Annotated in this window: 18 protein-coding genes and 1 pseudogene; 14 read left to right on the top strand and 5 right to left on the bottom strand. The window is 62.7% G+C overall.

What is annotated here, in order from left to right; all coding sequences use genetic code 11:
• Positions 1-184 (bottom strand): annotated as a pseudogene (locus IV113_RS19795) (transmembrane anchor protein); the annotation flags it as partial.
• A 430-nt stretch (positions 185-614) separates the two neighbouring features.
• Here IV113_RS19795 and IV113_RS19790 point away from each other — a divergent pair.
• Entirely contained in the window at positions 615-1,172 is a 558-nt protein-coding gene (locus IV113_RS19790; protein ID WP_291088554.1) for a phosphatase PAP2 family protein, read from the top strand.
• Positions 1,173-1,784: 612 nt separating this feature from the next.
• On the opposite strand, the gene IV113_RS19785 is transcribed toward IV113_RS19790, so the two are convergent.
• Both IV113_RS19785 and IV113_RS19780 read right to left on the bottom strand, forming a co-directional pair.
• Positions 1,785-2,990 (bottom strand): IS91 family transposase, encoded by a 1,206-nt coding sequence (locus IV113_RS19785; protein ID WP_291088552.1) that lies wholly within the window; start codon positions 2,988-2,990, stop codon positions 1,785-1,787.
• A gap of 7 nt (positions 2,991-2,997) precedes the next feature.
• Positions 2,998-3,873, bottom strand: coding sequence for a site-specific integrase (locus tag IV113_RS19780; protein WP_291088550.1), 876 nt, complete (start codon positions 3,871-3,873; stop codon positions 2,998-3,000).
• A 356-nt stretch (positions 3,874-4,229) separates the two neighbouring features.
• Here IV113_RS19780 and IV113_RS19775 point away from each other — a divergent pair, with 356 nt between their 5' ends.
• Together IV113_RS19775 and IV113_RS19770 are read left to right on the top strand one after the other, a co-directional pair.
• On the top strand, positions 4,230-4,409 hold the full coding sequence (locus tag IV113_RS19775) for a hypothetical protein (protein WP_291088548.1): 180 nt from the start codon (positions 4,230-4,232) through the stop codon (positions 4,407-4,409).
• A gap of 60 nt (positions 4,410-4,469) precedes the next feature.
• On the top strand, positions 4,470-4,685 hold the full coding sequence (locus tag IV113_RS19770; protein WP_291088546.1) for an SH3 domain-containing protein: 216 nt from the start codon (positions 4,470-4,472) through the stop codon (positions 4,683-4,685).
• 255 nt (positions 4,686-4,940) lie between these two features.
• On the opposite strand, the gene IV113_RS19765 is transcribed toward IV113_RS19770, so the two are convergent.
• The gene (locus IV113_RS19765; protein ID WP_291088544.1) at positions 4,941-5,864 is read right to left on the bottom strand and encodes a cyanophycinase; all 924 of its coding nucleotides are present in this window, start codon (positions 5,862-5,864) and stop codon (positions 4,941-4,943) included.
• A gap of 296 nt (positions 5,865-6,160) precedes the next feature.
• Here IV113_RS19765 and IV113_RS19760 point away from each other — a divergent pair, with 296 nt between their 5' ends.
• Positions 6,161-6,292: a hypothetical protein gene (locus IV113_RS19760; RefSeq protein ID WP_291088542.1), complete on the top strand. Its 132-nt coding sequence runs from the start codon at positions 6,161-6,163 to the stop codon at positions 6,290-6,292.
• Here IV113_RS19760 and IV113_RS19755 read toward each other — a convergent pair.
• Positions 6,278-6,499, bottom strand: coding sequence for a hypothetical protein (locus IV113_RS19755; protein ID WP_291088540.1), 222 nt, complete (start codon positions 6,497-6,499; stop codon positions 6,278-6,280). The genes IV113_RS19760 and IV113_RS19755 overlap by 15 nt on opposite strands.
• Before the next feature lie 245 nt (positions 6,500-6,744).
• Here IV113_RS19755 and IV113_RS19750 point away from each other — a divergent pair, with 245 nt between their 5' ends.
• The 10 genes from IV113_RS19750 (at position 6,745) to IV113_RS19705 (ending at position 15,390) form a co-directional block, all read left to right on the top strand.
• Entirely contained in the window at positions 6,745-7,539 is a 795-nt protein-coding gene (locus IV113_RS19750; RefSeq protein WP_291088538.1) for a GntR family transcriptional regulator, read from the top strand.
• Between the two features lie 35 nt (positions 7,540-7,574).
• Positions 7,575-9,311, top strand: coding sequence for a fumarate reductase/succinate dehydrogenase flavoprotein subunit (locus IV113_RS19745; RefSeq protein WP_291088536.1), 1,737 nt, complete (start codon positions 7,575-7,577; stop codon positions 9,309-9,311).
• 29 nt (positions 9,312-9,340) lie between these two features.
• Positions 9,341-9,574, top strand: a complete 234-nt coding sequence (locus IV113_RS19740; RefSeq protein WP_056273822.1) for a ferredoxin family protein — start codon at positions 9,341-9,343, stop codon at positions 9,572-9,574.
• Between the two features lie 2 nt (positions 9,575-9,576).
• Positions 9,577-10,554 carry a HEAT repeat domain-containing protein gene (locus IV113_RS19735; protein WP_291088532.1) on the top strand — a complete coding sequence of 326 codons (978 nt, stop codon included), beginning with the start codon at positions 9,577-9,579 and terminating at the stop codon, positions 10,552-10,554.
• Positions 10,551-10,880 carry a ferredoxin FdxA gene (fdxA, locus tag IV113_RS19730; protein ID WP_056273817.1) on the top strand — a complete coding sequence of 110 codons (330 nt, stop codon included), beginning with the start codon at positions 10,551-10,553 and terminating at the stop codon, positions 10,878-10,880. The genes IV113_RS19735 and fdxA overlap by 4 nt, the downstream gene beginning before the upstream one ends.
• A 61-nt stretch (positions 10,881-10,941) precedes the next feature.
• Positions 10,942-12,423 carry an ABC transporter substrate-binding protein gene (locus IV113_RS19725; protein WP_291088529.1) on the top strand — a complete coding sequence of 494 codons (1,482 nt, stop codon included), beginning with the start codon at positions 10,942-10,944 and terminating at the stop codon, positions 12,421-12,423.
• 237 nt (positions 12,424-12,660) lie between these two features.
• A complete protein-coding gene (locus IV113_RS19720) occupies positions 12,661-13,422 on the top strand; it encodes an ABC transporter permease (protein ID WP_291088527.1) in 762 nt (253 codons plus the stop codon).
• Positions 13,419-14,303, top strand: coding sequence for an ABC transporter ATP-binding protein (locus IV113_RS19715; RefSeq protein WP_291088525.1), 885 nt, complete (start codon positions 13,419-13,421; stop codon positions 14,301-14,303). Before IV113_RS19720 ends, IV113_RS19715 begins: the two co-directional genes overlap by 4 nt.
• Positions 14,300-14,620, top strand: coding sequence for a DUF971 domain-containing protein (locus tag IV113_RS19710; RefSeq protein WP_291088523.1), 321 nt, complete (start codon positions 14,300-14,302; stop codon positions 14,618-14,620). The genes IV113_RS19715 and IV113_RS19710 overlap by 4 nt, the downstream gene beginning before the upstream one ends.
• Positions 14,617-15,390: a ferredoxin--NADP reductase gene (locus IV113_RS19705; RefSeq protein ID WP_291088521.1), complete on the top strand. Its 774-nt coding sequence runs from the start codon at positions 14,617-14,619 to the stop codon at positions 15,388-15,390. The genes IV113_RS19710 and IV113_RS19705 overlap by 4 nt, the downstream gene beginning before the upstream one ends.
• The last annotated feature ends 4 nt before the right edge of the window (positions 15,391-15,394 follow it).

Raw genomic sequence — 15,394 nt, 5'->3', positions numbered from 1 at the left:
GAGCACCATCGTCGGCTGGCACGCCGCGGCCTTTTTCGTAGCTGATGGAGCGCCCGCCACCGTCTCCGTGCGTGTCGTAGTTGACCGAACCGCCATTGACGATCCACTGGAATTCGGCCGTTTCGCCTTCGGCCATGCGCAATTTGATTTCCTTGCCTTCGCCCGAGGTCAGGGTGAACGTCAATTCGTCGCGCCAGTTTGACTGAGCTGCAGGCGTGACCGCAGCCTTCGAGATCACAGTGGGTACGCTGGGGGGTTTCCGTTGAGTCAACTGTGCTCACTGAGCTACTCGCAATTCAAATCGGCGCTTGAAATACTGGGCGAATGGCGGTTGGACCGCCGCTACAGCAGCAAGGGCCGTCTGCTAGACACGTCGCTTCAAGCATCGGAGCTGGCGGGCGGCTGACTGCTTACTCCCGGTCCGGCATGACCATTCGAGAACCAGCCACGGTGTTCATTTGGAATGTGGTGTCCCGATACTTTTTACCCGTCAGGACCAGCGGTATGCATAAAGTGTGCGCGGTTAATATGACACCGTGATTGCTGCGCCAGCCCAAGCGGTGTAACTGCGGCAAAGAAATACCAATGACATGTTCAGTAGGCACCATTGGGCCATGTCGACCCATACAGAACTCAGTGCCGCACTTGCGTTTCCATCGGGCCGATCTCGCGATATCGCGTGGTTTTACTGGATGGGTGCTGGCAGAACCGACCGCCCTTTGCGACTAAGCTGTGCAATCGCCATCGCACACTGGAGCTGGCTGCCGCTGGTCGCTGTGCTCGGATCAACCCTGGTCTTCAGGGCCGATGCCATCGGCCCCGTGCTGTATGCGCTCGGAGTGGCGACACTGATGCAAATTCTTGTCAAACGGTTTGCGAAACTACTTTCTTCAAGGCGCCCGTTCGCCATCGGTCTTTGTGCCAACCACCTCAATCATTCGGATCGGGGCGGAATGCCCAGCACCCACGCCGCCGTGATGGCGTGCCTGGCCGGGGCGCTGTCGCCGTGGATGATCGTCTGGCCCGAATTCGCCATGTTGCCCTCCATCGCCGTGATCACTGCATGGGCGCGGGTGCACTCGGGTGCACATTTCCCCTCGGATGTGTTGACGGGACTTATGCTCGGGGCATCAGTGGGAAGTGCGGCGGCGCGAGCCTTCTCGTGGGGTTGATGTCCATGTCAACTTCGGGCAGCTCCGTACGTCGCCGAGCGTGCTTTCGTTGGAGTAGAACCTGAGCCCGGCAGCGGATTAGTTGCACAAGCCTTGCCAAGTAGCAGTGTCTGCCACACTCCCAAAACCTGTAGCTCGTTCCCCAGAACAACATGCACACGAACGACCGCTGAGTGGCAACCACAGCTTGATCACTTACTTATCGTCCTCGACAGGAATCGCTGCACTTACGACTTCTGGAGATCGGCCGACGGCTTCAGTTAAGGGTTGTAGGACGCCCTCCCGCGCAGGCGCGCCGACGACACACGCTGACCACGAAGGGTGGGCGTCGTACAAGCCTCTAGGGAGGAAACCGCGGGGAGCACCCGTCTGGGCGTACCAGCTGGCAGCTCTATGGGGATTTGACAGTGCGCAGAGATGTTGGCGATGGCAACTGCGCCAACTGGCCAGTGCGCGAAGGCGCCACCAGGGCGTACCGTGCGATTTCACATGAGCATCCGCAGCCGATCTCGCAGGGGTCGCGCCGTGGATTTCTGAGTCGGACGCAGGGGTCTGCAGAGAGCCGTGGTGAGCCCGCTCCAGACACACTCAAAGTTGCGAACGCCGAAGTGCTCACGGTGGTCCTCGCTGGTGAGGTGTGCGAATGGACTGCCCGCGTGCGAAGGTCTCGACGATGAGCATCATCGCGCCGCAGTGAACGCAGACGAAGGTCGGGCGGATCTGCTCGACCACACCGCGCCCGGCCTTCTCGGCCCGTGCGCCTGGCGCCTCAGGCATGAGCAGCTGGCGCGCCTGCTCGATGCACTCCCTTCGATGGGGGTTGGCCAGCAACCCGTAGTGCCGGATGCGGTGGAACCCGCCGGGCAAGACGTGCAGCAGGAAGCGGCGCATGAACTCCTCGGGCGAGAGCGTCATCGTCTTGTGGCGAGTCTTGCCTTGGGCGGGCCCCTTGTCACGGTAGTCCTTCCAGCGGAACGTCACACCTCGCTCGTCGTGCGCCACCAGGCGCGAGTTGGAGATCGCCACCCGGTGCGTGTAGCGCGAGAGGTAGGCCAGTACAGCCTGTGGCCCCGCAAACGGCTTCTTGGCATAGACCACCCATTCACATCGGCGCAGTGGCGCGAGCCACCGCGCGAAGGCCTTCGGATCGCCCAGCGCGGTGTGTTGCGAGAAGAACTGCAACGTACCTGCGCGGTGCTCTTGCTCCAGTGCTTCCAGGAAGCGCCGCCTGAACAGACGCGAGAGCACGCGCACCGGCAGGAAGAATCCCGGTCGGCAAGCCACCCAACGCTGGCCGTCGGGAGAGAGCCCGCCGCCGGGCACGATGCCGTGGACGTGCGGGTGGTGCGTGAGCGCCGAACCCCAGGTGTGTAGCACCAGGGTGGCGCCGATCTGCGCGCCCAGGTGCCGGGGATCAGCGGCGATGGTGCGCAGCGTCTGTGCCGCCACCTCAAACAGCAGGCCGTAGACGACGGCCTTGTTCCAGTACGCGATCTCGCTGATGGGTGCGGGCAGCGTGAAGACCACATGGAAGTAGTCCACGGGTAGCAAGTCGGCCTGGCGCGCATCCAGCCAGCGCTGTGCAGCACTGGCCTGGCACTTGGGGCAGTGCCGGTTGCGGCACGAGTTGTAGGCGACCTGCAGGCGCTGGCAGTCTTCACAGCGCAGCACATGTCCTCCCAGTGCCGCGCTGCGGCACTGTTCAATGGCTGTCATGACCTTGAGCTGACCCAGGCTCAGGTGGGAGCGCTGGGCTTGCCGCCAGGCCGGCCCGTGGGTGCGGAAGATGTCCGCCACCTCCAGGGCAGCGGTGCCCATGGTGGGCCTACGCGGTGCTGAGCTGCTCCAGCGGGCTGACCACCTCGCGCAGGACGTCAGTGGCCACCTGCGCGTACATGGCTGTCGTCTCCAGCTTCTTGTGCCCCAGCAGAACCTGGATCACCCGGATGTCCACCTTCTGCTCCAGCAGGTGGGTCGCAAAGCTGTGGCGCAGCGTGTGCATGGACACGCGCTTGTCGATGTGCGCCGACTCGGCCGCCATGTGAATGGCGCGGTTGAGCTGGCGGGTTGTGAGCGGGTCGACTGGATTCATGCCCGGGAATAGCCATCCGCCGTCGAGCATCTTGCCTTGCGCATGGGCCACGCGCCACCAGACCCGAAGGCGCTCCAGCAGCACGGGCGAGAGCATGGCGTAGCGGTCCTTGCTGCCCTTGCCTTGTTCCACGCGCAGAGTCATGCGTTGGCTGTCGATATCGCCGACCTTCAAGGAAACCACCTCACTGGCACGCAGGCCCGTGCCGTAGGCCAGCGACAGCGCGGTCTGGTGCTTGAGGTTGGGTGCTGCTGCGATCAAGCGCGCCACTTCCTCGCGGCTGAGCACCACCGGCAAGGTGCGAGGCACATGAACGGGCTGCATCTTGGTCGTCAACTCTGCACGATCCAGGGTGATCTCGCAGAAGAACTTCAGCCCGGTGATGGTGGCGTTGAGGGTGGTGGGTGAGGTGCCCTGGTCCACCAGGTGCAGCTGGAAGTTGCGCAGCTCTTCCACGGTGGCGGTGTCTGGGGGCCGACCCAGGTAGGCGGCAAAGCGGCGCACCGCTCGGATGTAGGCTGTCTGGGTCTTGGGCGCAAGCCTGCGCATTCGCATGTCCTCGAGCATGCGCTGGCGCAACGGTGAAACCGTCGGATGGGGTGCATTCATGATGGTGCTCCTGTCGTGATCAAGGCCAATCGCCTCGGCTCACAACATCGGCGCGATGCACCATCGCCGTCAACCAACCCTCCACGCTCGGAGACTACCGCGAGAGCGGTTTAGTCCCCAGACTGAATTGGGACACTCGCGGCCTGCGTTTCGAAGGAATGAGATTTTCATATCTGTGAATTCGACAGAGGTTGCTCCGTGCGACCGCTGTGCCGCCGAGACCGGTTGCCCGAGGAGCTTTGGCCGTAGTCCTTGCCCGCAGTGAATGCTTCTCATGGCGTCAACTGGGGAACTTGCCAACTCACAAGACCTCCACCCAAATCGTCTCTTCTACTTTTTCAAGGAGCTACCCTCGCATGCTTGCAGCAACGACCGCACGCCGCTTTGTGATTGCCGCGATTCTTTGCTCGGCCACCCTCTCAAGCGCGATGGCCCAGAACATGGTCAGCGTCAAAGGCAGCACACTGAACATGCGTTCTGGGCCTGGAACCCATACAGAAGTGTTGTGGGAACTGAAAAGGGGGTACCCGCTGTAAGTTCTCAAACGCCAAGTCCGATGGCTGCAGGTCAAAGACTTTGAAGGCGACACCGGCTGGGTGGCACGCTCGTTAACTGGCAACACGCCCTACCATTTGGTTAAGCGCCCCACCGCCAATGTGCGTAGCGGTCCGGGGACTCAGTACCGAATCGTAGGCAAGGCAGAGTACGGTGAATTGATGCGCACGCTCGAAAAGCGCGGGCGATGGGTCCGTGTCGAGAGAGAGGGGACGAAAAGCGGCTGGATTGCCAAGAGCTTGCTTTGGGGCTGGTAGGACAAACCAAGAGTGACGGGGCTGGCCAGGTCTGGCGCCGGTAGGTGCGGCAAACATCAAACGGTACTGGCAGCCTGTGTTTCTGCGCAGAGTGCAGCATATTCCAACGTCCTACATTGGGGAGTCTTTCACTCCACTGAGCGAGCCACCAGCCCCATGAATCACGAATGCGCAACCGAAGGCTTGCTCATCGCTGCCCAGTGCCTACAGGGGCACCGAGCCGCTGGTCTTGGTGGGGTATTGCGGCGAGACACGCTAAAGCCGCACCGGACCAGGCTGTACCAGCCGTTGCACAGCTTTCAGCAATTCGGGCGGCCAAGCGGCCCCCGCGAAGCCGTTCACCGGGTAACGGTGGCCCGATGGCAGCGTGTGGAGCTGCAGTCCCAGAAGTTCTAGCAGCCCTTCGTCCTCAAGTCCGTCGATGTTGGTGCGGGCATAGGAGGGATCGACCAAAGTGACCACGCCTGTCCCGACGACTTCAATCCCCTTTTCGCCATCGATCACCAATGCCGTGTTCTCGTCCACGCCGACGCCAAGCAGGTCGGGTCTACGCGCCAGCGCCGAAAGCAGGCGCGCCAAACGCCGGCGCTCCGAGAAATGCTGGTCGACGATCGCGGATGTCAGCAGGCCCATCCCGATATCGGTTTCCACCACGCCCTTGCGTGGGCGGTGCACAGCCTCACCGTCCGAGATCATGTGGCGCGACATTGCCGCGGCTCCGGCACTCGTGCCACCGATGCAGCACCCGTGCAGATGGTGCGCCCGGTGCAGCGCGGCCAGTGCAGGCGTCTCCCAAAGGGAGGTCATCAGGCGCGCCTGGTCACCGCCGGTGATGAAGACCGCGTTTGCTTCGAGGATGGACTTCGCCACCTCAGGCGCGAAGGCGCCGGCCCGGTCTATAACGGGCAGCGCTTCGCAGTCCTTAACGCCGAGGTCCGAGAACGCCCGCAAGTAACTTGCGGCCGCTTCGGCCGGTTCCGATGAAGCCGCCACCAAAAGGCACACGCGTACGGAGATACCACCTGCGTGCTCAAGGAAGCTGCGAAGGATCAGGCGATCTTTCCAACGTTTTTCAGCGCCTCCGACAATCACCAGCTTGCCCCGATGAGGCTGGTTAGCAAGCAGGAGTTCGCTGGGGAGCAGCGCCGCAAGCCCGCTCAGGAGATCTCGTCTATTCATGCGCTGAATCTACCTTATGGATAGCAATCCGGTGCTCCCTGCATACGACATGGAAGTAATTGATCAGCCATTTCAATTGGCTCGCATCCGATCAGTTCGCGCTGTCCAGCACCGGTGTCCCGTAGTAGCTTTCTAGATGGAACAGCAAAGCGTGATCGGTACCCCGGCCACTTGATCTTCATTGGCGCCGGATCACACCGCGTCCAGGTCGTGGGCATGACGGTGCAAGGCAAACACGCCTTCGAGGCCGCAACCACGGCCGACTGCCCGACGCTGGGCGATGACGACGTGAATATGTGCTCCAGACACTCCAACAGGAGGGGATCAAAGTCATCCCCAGCCTGCCAGTGGCCAGCCAGTCGTTTGCCCTGTTCGGCCGCCGCCCCAAGGAACTGCTGCGCGCCCTGCGCACCTTACAGCAGTACTAGCCGCAGAAGGCCGACCAGTACCTTGCGGTCATCGCCGCCACACTCAAGGAAACTGCCGCCGACATCGAGATCAAGAAGATCGAGGACCTGGGCGTCCTCGCCTCCACTGTTTTCGACTACGTTGCCAAGGCAGAGGAAGGCGCCAGCGGCCGTTGTTCCCCTGCCGCCCACTTCAGCGCGGTCGGGCGCGACGTCACCGCCGCTCAAGTCCAGCGCATCGCTCAGTTGCTGCAGGGCTACGGGTTCGTTACATCCACCGGATGCGCCACTGAATAGTGCGTAACTCGCCAGTGGCGCACCGGTTGAGGGACGCGCGCGCACCACAACCGCAATGTGGCGGCTAATTGAAGTCGGATTTAGCTTGTTTGTCGTGCAGATCTAGAGAATTTGGCTGGCACAGCTTTTGCTCATCATGACTTGTCATAACAAGTTTCCACGAAACGAGCAAAACCATGGCCTCCAACGGTTTACGCGCAGTCGTCACCAATCTTCCTTTGCCCAGGCAGGCGGACGAAATTCAGCTGTCCTCGCCTAAGCCTTTGTACGAGCAGATCAAGGAAATCCTGCGCGCTCGCGTGCTCGATGGCACTTACAAGCCCCACGCGCAAATGCCTTCAGAGAGCGAAATGATGTCTGCCTTCAATGTCAGCCGCATCACGGTGCGCCAGGCCTTGAGCGACCTGCAGAACGAGGGCCTGGTGTTTCGCATCCATGGCAAGGGCACTTTCGTGGCTAAGCCCAAGGCGTTTCAGGACCTGGGCAAGCTGCAGGGGTTTGGTGAAGCCATGCGGCAGATGGGCTACGAGACGTTTGCGCGTGTCGTGTCCATGCGCACGGTAGTGCCGTCGGCCCAGGTGCAGGAACGCCTGCAACTGACCAAGCGGGCACGCGTCACCGAGTTGCAGCGCCTACGCTTTCTCAACCGCGAACCGATCTCGCTGGACATCACCTACCTGCCCGTAACCATCGGCGCGCGCCTGGCCAAGGAAGACCTCGCGAGCCGCGACGTCTTCGTGATTCTGGAAAACGACTACGGCATGTCGCTGGGCCATGCCGACCTGCAGATCGGCTCCACGCTGGCCGACGAGCGACTGGCCGGGCAACTGCAGGTGGAAGAGGGCTCGCCGGTGCTGGTCATCGAGCGAACCACCCACACCAGCGATGGCACCCCGATCGATTACGAGCACCTCTATTACCGCGGAGACGCCTTTCAGTACAAGGTGCGCGTCGATCGCGCCCCGCTCTGACACCTCAACCCCTGTGAACAACCCGAAAGGTCTTTATGAAAACCATTGAACTCGAGTACGACATTGTGGTGATCGGTGGCGGCACCGGTGGCCCCATGGCCGCGGTCAAAGCCAAGGAGAAGAATCCCAAGCTGCGCGTCCTGCTGCTGGACAAGGCCAACGTCAAGCGCAGCGGCGCCATCTCCATGGGCATGGATGGTTTGAACAATGCGGTGATACCTGGTCACGCCACGCCCGAGCAGTACACCAAGGAGATCACGGTGGCCAACGACGGCATCGTGGACCAGAAGGGTGTCTACGCCTACGCAGCCAACAGCTTCGCCATGATCGAGGAGCTGGACCGGTGGGGCATCAAGTTCGAGAAGGACGAGACCGGCGACTACGCCGTGCGCAAGGTGCATCACATCGGCAGCTACGTGTTGCCCATGCCCGAAGGCCACCACATGAAGCGCGTGCTGTACCGCCAGCTGAAGAAGGCGCGTGTGGAAATCACCAACCGCGTGGTGGCCACCCGGCTGCTCACCGGCGCCAGTGGCGAGATCACGGGGGTGATGGGCTTTGACTGCCGCACCGCCGACTTCTACGTCATCAAGGCCAAGGCGGTGGTGATCTGCACCGGCGCGGCCGGTCGCCTCGGGTTGCCGGCTTCGGGCTACATGTTCGGCACCTACGAGAACCCGACCAACACAGGCGAAGGCCATGTGATGGCCTACCACGCCGGCGCCGAGCTCACGAATCTCGAGTGCTTCCAGATCAACCCGCTGATCAAGGACTACAACGGCCCGGCCTGTGCCTACGTGACCGGTCCGTTCGGGGGCTACACCTCGAACAACGCAGGGGAGCGTTTCATCGAATGTGACTACTGGAGCGGCCAGATGATGATGGAGTTCTTCAACGAACTCGAAGGTGGCAAGGGTCCGGTGTTTCTGAAGCTCGACCACCTGGCCGAGGAGACCATCTCGGAGATCGAGCACATCCTGCACACCAACGAGCGCCCCAGCCGTGGCCGCTTCCACGAGGGGCGCGGTACGGACTACCGCAAGGCCATGATCGAGATGCACATCTCCGAGATCGGCTTCTGCAGCGGACACAGCGCCTCCGGCATCTGGACCAACGAGCGTGGCGAATGCTCCATTCCCGGCCTGTACGCGGCGGGCGACTGCGCCAGCATTCCACACAACTACATGCTGGGCGCTTTCGTCTACGGCAAGTTCTGCGGTGAGAACGCTGCCGACTACGTGGCCGGTGCCAGCGATCCGCGCATCGACCAGGACCGTGTGCAGGTTGAGCGTGAGCGCATTGCCGCACCGCTGTCGCGCAGCGAGGGACCCACGCCGTTCCAGATCGAATACAAGACCCGCCGAGTGGTCAACGACTACCTGCAGCCGCCCAAGGTCACGCGCAAGATGGAGATCGGACTGCAGCGCTTTGACGAGATCCGCGAAGACCTGGATCACATGGTGGCCGCAGACCCGCACGAGCTCATGCGTGCCATGGAAGCCCACACCATCCGCGACTGCGCCGAACTGGCCGCGCGCTCTTCGCTGTTCCGTACCGAAAGCCGCTGGGGGCTGTACCACCTGTGTGTGGATCACCCGGAAAAAGACGACGAAAACTGGTTCTGCCACACCAACGTCACCAGCGACGGCGATGGCAACGCCAGGTTCCGAAAGCGCGAGGTGGAGCCCTACGTGGTCGAACTCAACGATCAGGAGAAGGTGGCTTACCAGCGCCTGCGTGTGGCCAGTCCGGCCACCGCCAAAGCCGCCTGAATTGAATCACCCACCGAAAGGCCATCCCCATGACCATCACCACCACACGAACCCAGGCACCTGTTGTCGTTGACGACGACAAGTGCATTGCCGACAAGGGCTGCACCGTCTGCGTCGACGTCTGTCCACTCGATGTCCTGGCCATCGACCTGGTGAAGAACAAGGCATTCATGAAATTCGATGAATGCTGGTACTGCATGCCGTGTGAGAAGGATTGCCCCACCGGCGCCGTGCACGTGAACATTCCTTATCTGGTGAGGTGATCATGACCTCCGCACTTCACTCAAGCATTCGTCAGCGACTGCAGGACAGCGACCCGGGCGTGCGCCGTGTCGCCGTGATTGACCTGCCCTACACGGACGAAGAAGACGACCCCACCCCACTGCTCATCGCAGCGCTGGGCGACAGCAGCCCGCTGGTGCGGCTGGAAGCCGCCAAGGCGCTCGAAGGCATCGAAGATCTGGAGGCGCTCAACGCCCTGGTGCCTTTGCTCAAGGACAGCGACGCCGATGTGCGGGCCGCTGTGGCCTACACGCTGGCGGAGCTGAAGGAGCCGGCATCGGCCGCTCCCATCCTGCCGTATCTGCTGGACGCCGACCCCGGCGTGAAAGCCGCTGCTCTCCATGCCGTGCGTGCGTTGCGCGTTGAGGAGGCTTTCGAGCCGGCCATGCAGGCGCTGAGCGACGCTGAGTCAGTGGTGCGGCGCGAGGCGGTGGGCGTGTTGGGGTACCTGAAACGGCCACAGGCCATCGCCGCCCTCACACAGGTGGCTGCGCACGATGGGGAGCCCGAGGTGCGGCGTGTGGCCGTGGGGGCACTGGGCTATGCCGGCGAGTCCACTGCCGTGAGCGTGCACCCGGCACTCAGCCGCGCCCTGGTCGACACCGCCTGGCAGGTGCGCGAAGAGGCCGCGACCACCTTTGCCAAAACCCGCTCGGCGCTGGGCGTGCCGGATCTCATCCGTGCGATGGCCGATGAGTACTGGCAAGTGCGCGTGAAGGCCGCGCGCAGCCTGGGCAAGCTCAAGGCCGCCGCGGCGGTTCAGGTGCTGGCCGAAGCCACGGCTCACGCCGTGAGCAACCTGCGCAAGGAAGCGGTGATTGCGCTGGGGGAGATCGGTGATACCCGTGGCATTGCCCCGCTGGAGCGCGCACTCAAGGACAGCGACCCCGATGTGCGCAAGCTGGCCAAGCTCGCGCTGACGTCCATCCAGATGCAGGGAAACCCGGGAGGTGTGGCATGACACACGTCGTCACGGAAGCCTGCATAGGCTGCAAATACACCGACTGCGTGGCGGTGTGCCCGGTGGACTGCTTTCACGAGGGTCCCAACTTCCTGGTGATCGACCCCGATGTCTGCATCGATTGCGGGGTCTGCATTCCCGAGTGCCCGGTGGAGGCGATTCTGGAAGAGAAGGACCTGAGTCCCGACCAGCGGGAGTACGTGGCGCTGAACGCCGCGCTCTCTCCCAAGTGGCCCGTGATCACCACCACACAAGAGCCCCTGCCCGACGCGGCGCAATGGGCCGAGCGCAAAGACAAGCGCAGTCTGCTGAGCGAGACCGCCTGAGCCCCACGCTCACGGCCACGCCCGGATCCCGATTGATTGTTCAACTCTCCTGGAGGTTCTCATGACTGCTATCACCCGCACCCCACGTCCCGCCTGGTTCGGCCACCTCTTGCACCCCGTGGTGTGGATGTCGCTGGCGCTGTTGCCCTCGGTCCTGCTGGCGCAGGACAAGAAGGAAGTCACGATCGGCATCGGCACGCAGAACACGACCACCAACACCGTCACCGGTGGCATCGTGCTCAAGGAACTCAAGCTGCTGGAAAAGCACCTGCCCAAAACCGGCAAGTACCAGAACATCACCTGGAAGCTCGACTGGCAGAACTTCACCTCCGGCCCCCCGGTCACCAATGGCATGGTGGCCAACAAGCTGCAGATCGGGATGATGGGCGACTACCCGCTGCTGGTGAACGGCGCCACCGGCCAGCAAAATCGTGGCAACGAAACCCAGCTGGTCGCCATCATTGCGTACAACGCCTTCGGTTCGGGCAACGGCGTGGTCGTGCACAAGGACAGCCCCTACTACGAGTTGGCCGACCTCAAGGGCAAGACGGTGTCCGTGCCTTTCGGCTCGGCCGCCCACGGGATGATGCTGCAGGCCATGCAGGAGCGCGGCTGGCCCAGCGACTACTGGAACCTGGTGAGCCAGAGCCCCGAGGTGGGCACCACCAACCTGCAGGAAAAGAAGATCGACGCTCACGGTGACTTTGTTCCCTTCGCCGACCTGCTGCCCTACCGCGGATTCGCCCGCAAGATCTTTGACGGCGCCCAGACTAAAGTGCCCACCTTTCATGGTGTGGTGGTTCGCAAGGATTTCGCCGACGCCTACCCAGAGGCAGTGGTGGCCTACATCAAGGCTTTGATGGAGGCTAACGACTGGGTGCGGAAGAACCCGAGCCTGGCAATGCAGAAGGTGGAGGAGTGGACCAAGATTGAGAAGGAAGTGGGCTACATGTTCCTCGGCCCGAACGGCATCCACACGCTGGACCCCACCATCAAGCCCCGCTGGCTCGACACCATCAAGCTCGCGCACGGCGTGCTGTCCAAGCTGGGCCGCGTGAAGGAATTCGACATCAACGCCTGGGTCAACGAGACCTATGTGCGCCAGGCCTTCAAGGAGCGCGGGCAGGACTACGAGGCGCAGAAGCAGACGCTGGCCAACTACGACATCGCGGGCCGAGACCCCATCTGCAACCGCATGGTGAGCAACCCCAAGGACGCCGGTGAGATCTGGCTGGAAGGCGGGGGTCTGGTTCCGGTGAGTTCACCCACCTGCCTGCTGGCCGGGATTCGGCAGTACCAGACCGAAGGGAAGAAGGTGTCGGTGGCCTACCTCTTCGACAAGGCACTGGGCATCAAGCTGTTTGCCGACAAGGCGTTCTACTCGGTCAACCTGAGCAACCCCAAGGCCCCCGCGGTGGTGCCCTTTCTGCTGAAGAAAGACGCGGAAGCTTTTGCGGTCCAAAGCGGTGGCAAGCTGGCGTCGTACGACGAAGCGCTGGCGCAGGCTGTTCCCGCCAGCGATCTGGCCATGAGCGGGAAATAAGCCATGCACGCCGCCTCCTTGCTGGAAGTGAGCCGTGACCCTGCGGGGTACGTGCCCAACAACCCTACGCCGCTCGCGCACACTGCAGAGACACCGGATGCGCCGGACACCACGTTCACTGTGACTGTGTTGAACGTCGTGAAACACCAGCCCGCGCCCACAGTAAATGCAAGCGCTAGCCTCACTACCGTGGCCCGCCTTGGCACGTGGATGCAGGGCCAGATGACCGGCTGGATCATGGCAGTGATCTCAATTGGCTGCGTGTTGCTGGCCTGGCACCTGGCCACGCTCTACCGCCTCGACTTCTATGTGCGCTTCGGCAACATACCCAGCCCGGTCGACGTGTTCGACAAGGTGATCGAGGTCAACCAGTCCGCCGCCTTCGTCACAAACATCGGCATCAGCGTGCGCCGCATCCTCTATGGCTTTGCCATTGCCGCGGTGCTCGGCATCGGCCTGGGCTTGATGATCGGCCGCTATCGGTGGTTCCGCCAGCTCAGCATGCCCGCGCTGGAGGTGTTCCGGCCGATCCCCGCCATTGCCTGGGTGCCCATGTCCATCATGCTGTGGCCGAGCAACGAGGTCAGCATCGTGTTCATCACTTTCCTAGGCGCCTTCTTCCCCATCCTGCTCAACAGCATCCATGGTGTGGAAGCGATCGACCCGGTGCTGCTGCGAGCCGCCCGTTCGCTCGGTGCGCGCGAACCCACGCTGCTGTTCGAGGTGGTGCTGCCCGCCGCCTTGCCTCACATCTTCACTGGTCTGGCCGTGGGCATGGGGGTGGCCTGGGTGTCGCTGATCGCGGCGGAAATGATCTCGGGCCAGTTCGGCATCGGCTACTTCACCTGGGAGGCGTATTCGCTCATCTCCTACCCCGAAATCGCGCTGGGCATGATCACCATCGGCATCCTGGGGCTGCTGTGCAGCAGCGCCATCCGCCTCGCCTCTCGCATCGCCATGCCCTGGCAGTCATCGGCTTCACCGGGAGGGCGCTCATGAATGCTGTCGTGCAAAAAGCCGAGTCGGCGGTGCGTGGCCTGGTTGAAATGCAGGACGTGTCCATCCAGTTCAAGGTCAAGGGTTCGGTGGTCCAGGCGGTGGACTCGGTCTCCATCCACGTGCAACCCGGTGAATTCGTCTCACTGATCGGACCTTCGGGGTGCGGCAAGTCGAGCCTGCTCAACGTGGCGGCGGGTTTCGTGCAACCCAGTGCGGGCGAGGCCCGACTCGATGGCGTGCGCATCGAGGAGCCCGGCGCCGACCGCGGCGTGGTGTTTCAGCAGTACTCGCTGTTTCCGTGGATGACGGTGCGCAAGAACGTCGAATTTGGCATGAAGATCCAGGGTGTTTCGCCCAGCGCCCGCGAAACCCGTGCGCGCACCCTGCTGGGGCTGGCGGGGTTGCTGCATTTCGAGAACCACTACCCCGATCAGCTCTCGGGCGGCATGAAGCAACGCGTGGGCATCGTGCGGGCGCTCTCCACCAGTCCTCAGGTTTTGCTGATGGACGAGCCCTTCGGCGCGCTGGATTCGCAGACCCGGGTGGTGATGCAGGAAATTCTCACCAACATGTGGCAGCGCCTGCGCATCTCGGTGCTGTTCATCACCCATGACATCGATGAAGCGATCTTCCTCTCGGACCGCATCTACGTGATGACGGCACGACCGGGCCGCGTGAAGGCCGAGATCGTGGTGCCCTTGCCCCGGCCCCGTACGCCCGAGATGACGTCCACGCCCGAGTTTCTCGCCCTGGTGCAGACCATCAAAGGGCTGATTCGCGAAGAGAGCCTGGCGGCGATGGGGGGCGAACTCAAGGAAGGCGGCCTGGCCGGCCTCAGCGTCGAGATGGGACCACACGGCGTGGGAGGGACGATCGGATGAGCGCCCACAGTGTGCACCCGGTGGACATCGTTCACCACCAGGCATCGGGCCGGCTCGACATTGGTTGGAGCGACGGCCTGCAGGCGTCCATGAGCTCACACGCCTTGCGCAGTGCCTGCCGCTGCGCCACGTGCGTGAAGCTGCGACGCGATGGCCTCGGACCCACCTCGCCTGCCAACACCCGGATGACCGAACTCCACCCGGTGGGGGATTTCGGCCTGCAGCTGTGCTTTGACGATGGCCACGACCGTGGCATCTATCCGTGGCCCTACCTGCGAGAACTCTCTTCGACCCTTCAACCGGAAGCCCGACCATGAGCAATCTGTTCGAAGCCCAGGTGCGGACGGTTCACCACTGGACCGACCGGCTGTTTTCCTTCACCACCACCCGCGACCCGGGCTTTCGCTACCAGAGCGGTCAGTTCGCCATGATTGGTCTCATGGTCGACGGCCGGCCCTTGCTGCGCGCATACAGCATGGTGAGCCCGCACTACGAAGAGACGCTGGAGTTCCTGAGCATTAAGGTGCCTGATGGTCCCCTGACCTCACGCCTGCAGCATATCCAGGTTGGCGACACGGTGCTGGTCGGGCGTAAGGCCTCGGGCACGCTGCTTACGCAGAACCTCACGCCCGGGCGCCACCTGTATCTGCTGTCCACCGGTACGGGGCTGGCGCCTTTCATGAGCGTGATCCGTGACCCCGAGGTGTACGAGCTGTTTGACAAGATCGTATTGGTGCACGGCTGCCGACAGGTGAACGAGCTCGCTTACGAGCACCTGCTTACCCACGAACTGTCCAGGAACGAGTGGTTTGGCGAGCAGGTGCGCGCCAAGCTGCTGTATTACCCCACAGTCACGCGCGAGGCGTTTCGGCACCAGGGGCGTATCCCCACGCTGCTGGAAACCGGGCGCCTTCCACACGACCTGGGCCTGCCGCCACTCAGCATATCGGACGACCGCTTCATGCTGTGCGGCAGCCCCGAAATGCTGCGCGACACCCGTGACCTGCTCGACAAGCTGGGCCTGCGCGAAGGCAACATGAGCCAGCCCGGGCAGTACGTGATCGAACGCGCTTTCGTGGACAAGTGAGGCA

Origin of the sequence: Hydrogenophaga sp. (assembly GCF_018780385.1) — a bacterium.
In the GTDB taxonomy this organism is placed as follows: Bacteria; Pseudomonadota; Gammaproteobacteria; order Burkholderiales; family Burkholderiaceae_C; genus Hydrogenophaga.
Note: the sequence above shows the minus strand (reverse complement) of the source record. Positions and strands in the feature narration are given on the sequence as shown.

Excerpts from the sequence above, each read along its gene's own strand:
- IV113_RS19735 (WP_291088532.1), top strand. The coding sequence starts at position 9,577 with ATGACCTCCGCACTTCACTCAAGCATTCGTCAGCGACTGCAGGACAGC.
- IV113_RS19715 (WP_291088525.1), top strand. The coding sequence starts at position 13,419 with ATGAATGCTGTCGTGCAAAAAGCCGAGTCGGCGGTGCGTGGCCTGGTT.
- IV113_RS19765 (WP_291088544.1), bottom strand. The coding sequence starts at position 5,864 with ATGAATAGACGAGATCTCCTGAGCGGGCTTGCGGCGCTGCTCCCCAGC.
- IV113_RS19720 (WP_291088527.1), top strand. The coding sequence starts at position 12,661 with ATGGCAGTGATCTCAATTGGCTGCGTGTTGCTGGCCTGGCACCTGGCC.
- IV113_RS19775 (WP_291088548.1), top strand. The coding sequence starts at position 4,230 with ATGCTTGCAGCAACGACCGCACGCCGCTTTGTGATTGCCGCGATTCTT.
- IV113_RS19780 (WP_291088550.1), bottom strand. The coding sequence starts at position 3,873 with ATGAATGCACCCCATCCGACGGTTTCACCGTTGCGCCAGCGCATGCTC.
- IV113_RS19745 (WP_291088536.1), top strand. The coding sequence starts at position 7,575 with ATGAAAACCATTGAACTCGAGTACGACATTGTGGTGATCGGTGGCGGC.
- IV113_RS19740 (WP_056273822.1), top strand. The coding sequence starts at position 9,341 with ATGACCATCACCACCACACGAACCCAGGCACCTGTTGTCGTTGACGAC.
- fdxA (WP_056273817.1), top strand. The coding sequence starts at position 10,551 with ATGACACACGTCGTCACGGAAGCCTGCATAGGCTGCAAATACACCGAC.
- IV113_RS19705 (WP_291088521.1), top strand. The coding sequence starts at position 14,617 with ATGAGCAATCTGTTCGAAGCCCAGGTGCGGACGGTTCACCACTGGACC.
- IV113_RS19750 (WP_291088538.1), top strand. The coding sequence starts at position 6,745 with ATGGCCTCCAACGGTTTACGCGCAGTCGTCACCAATCTTCCTTTGCCC.
- IV113_RS19790 (WP_291088554.1), top strand. The coding sequence starts at position 615 with ATGTCGACCCATACAGAACTCAGTGCCGCACTTGCGTTTCCATCGGGC.
- IV113_RS19785 (WP_291088552.1), bottom strand. The coding sequence starts at position 2,990 with ATGGGCACCGCTGCCCTGGAGGTGGCGGACATCTTCCGCACCCACGGG.
- IV113_RS19710 (WP_291088523.1), top strand. The coding sequence starts at position 14,300 with ATGAGCGCCCACAGTGTGCACCCGGTGGACATCGTTCACCACCAGGCA.
- IV113_RS19725 (WP_291088529.1), top strand. The coding sequence starts at position 10,942 with ATGACTGCTATCACCCGCACCCCACGTCCCGCCTGGTTCGGCCACCTC.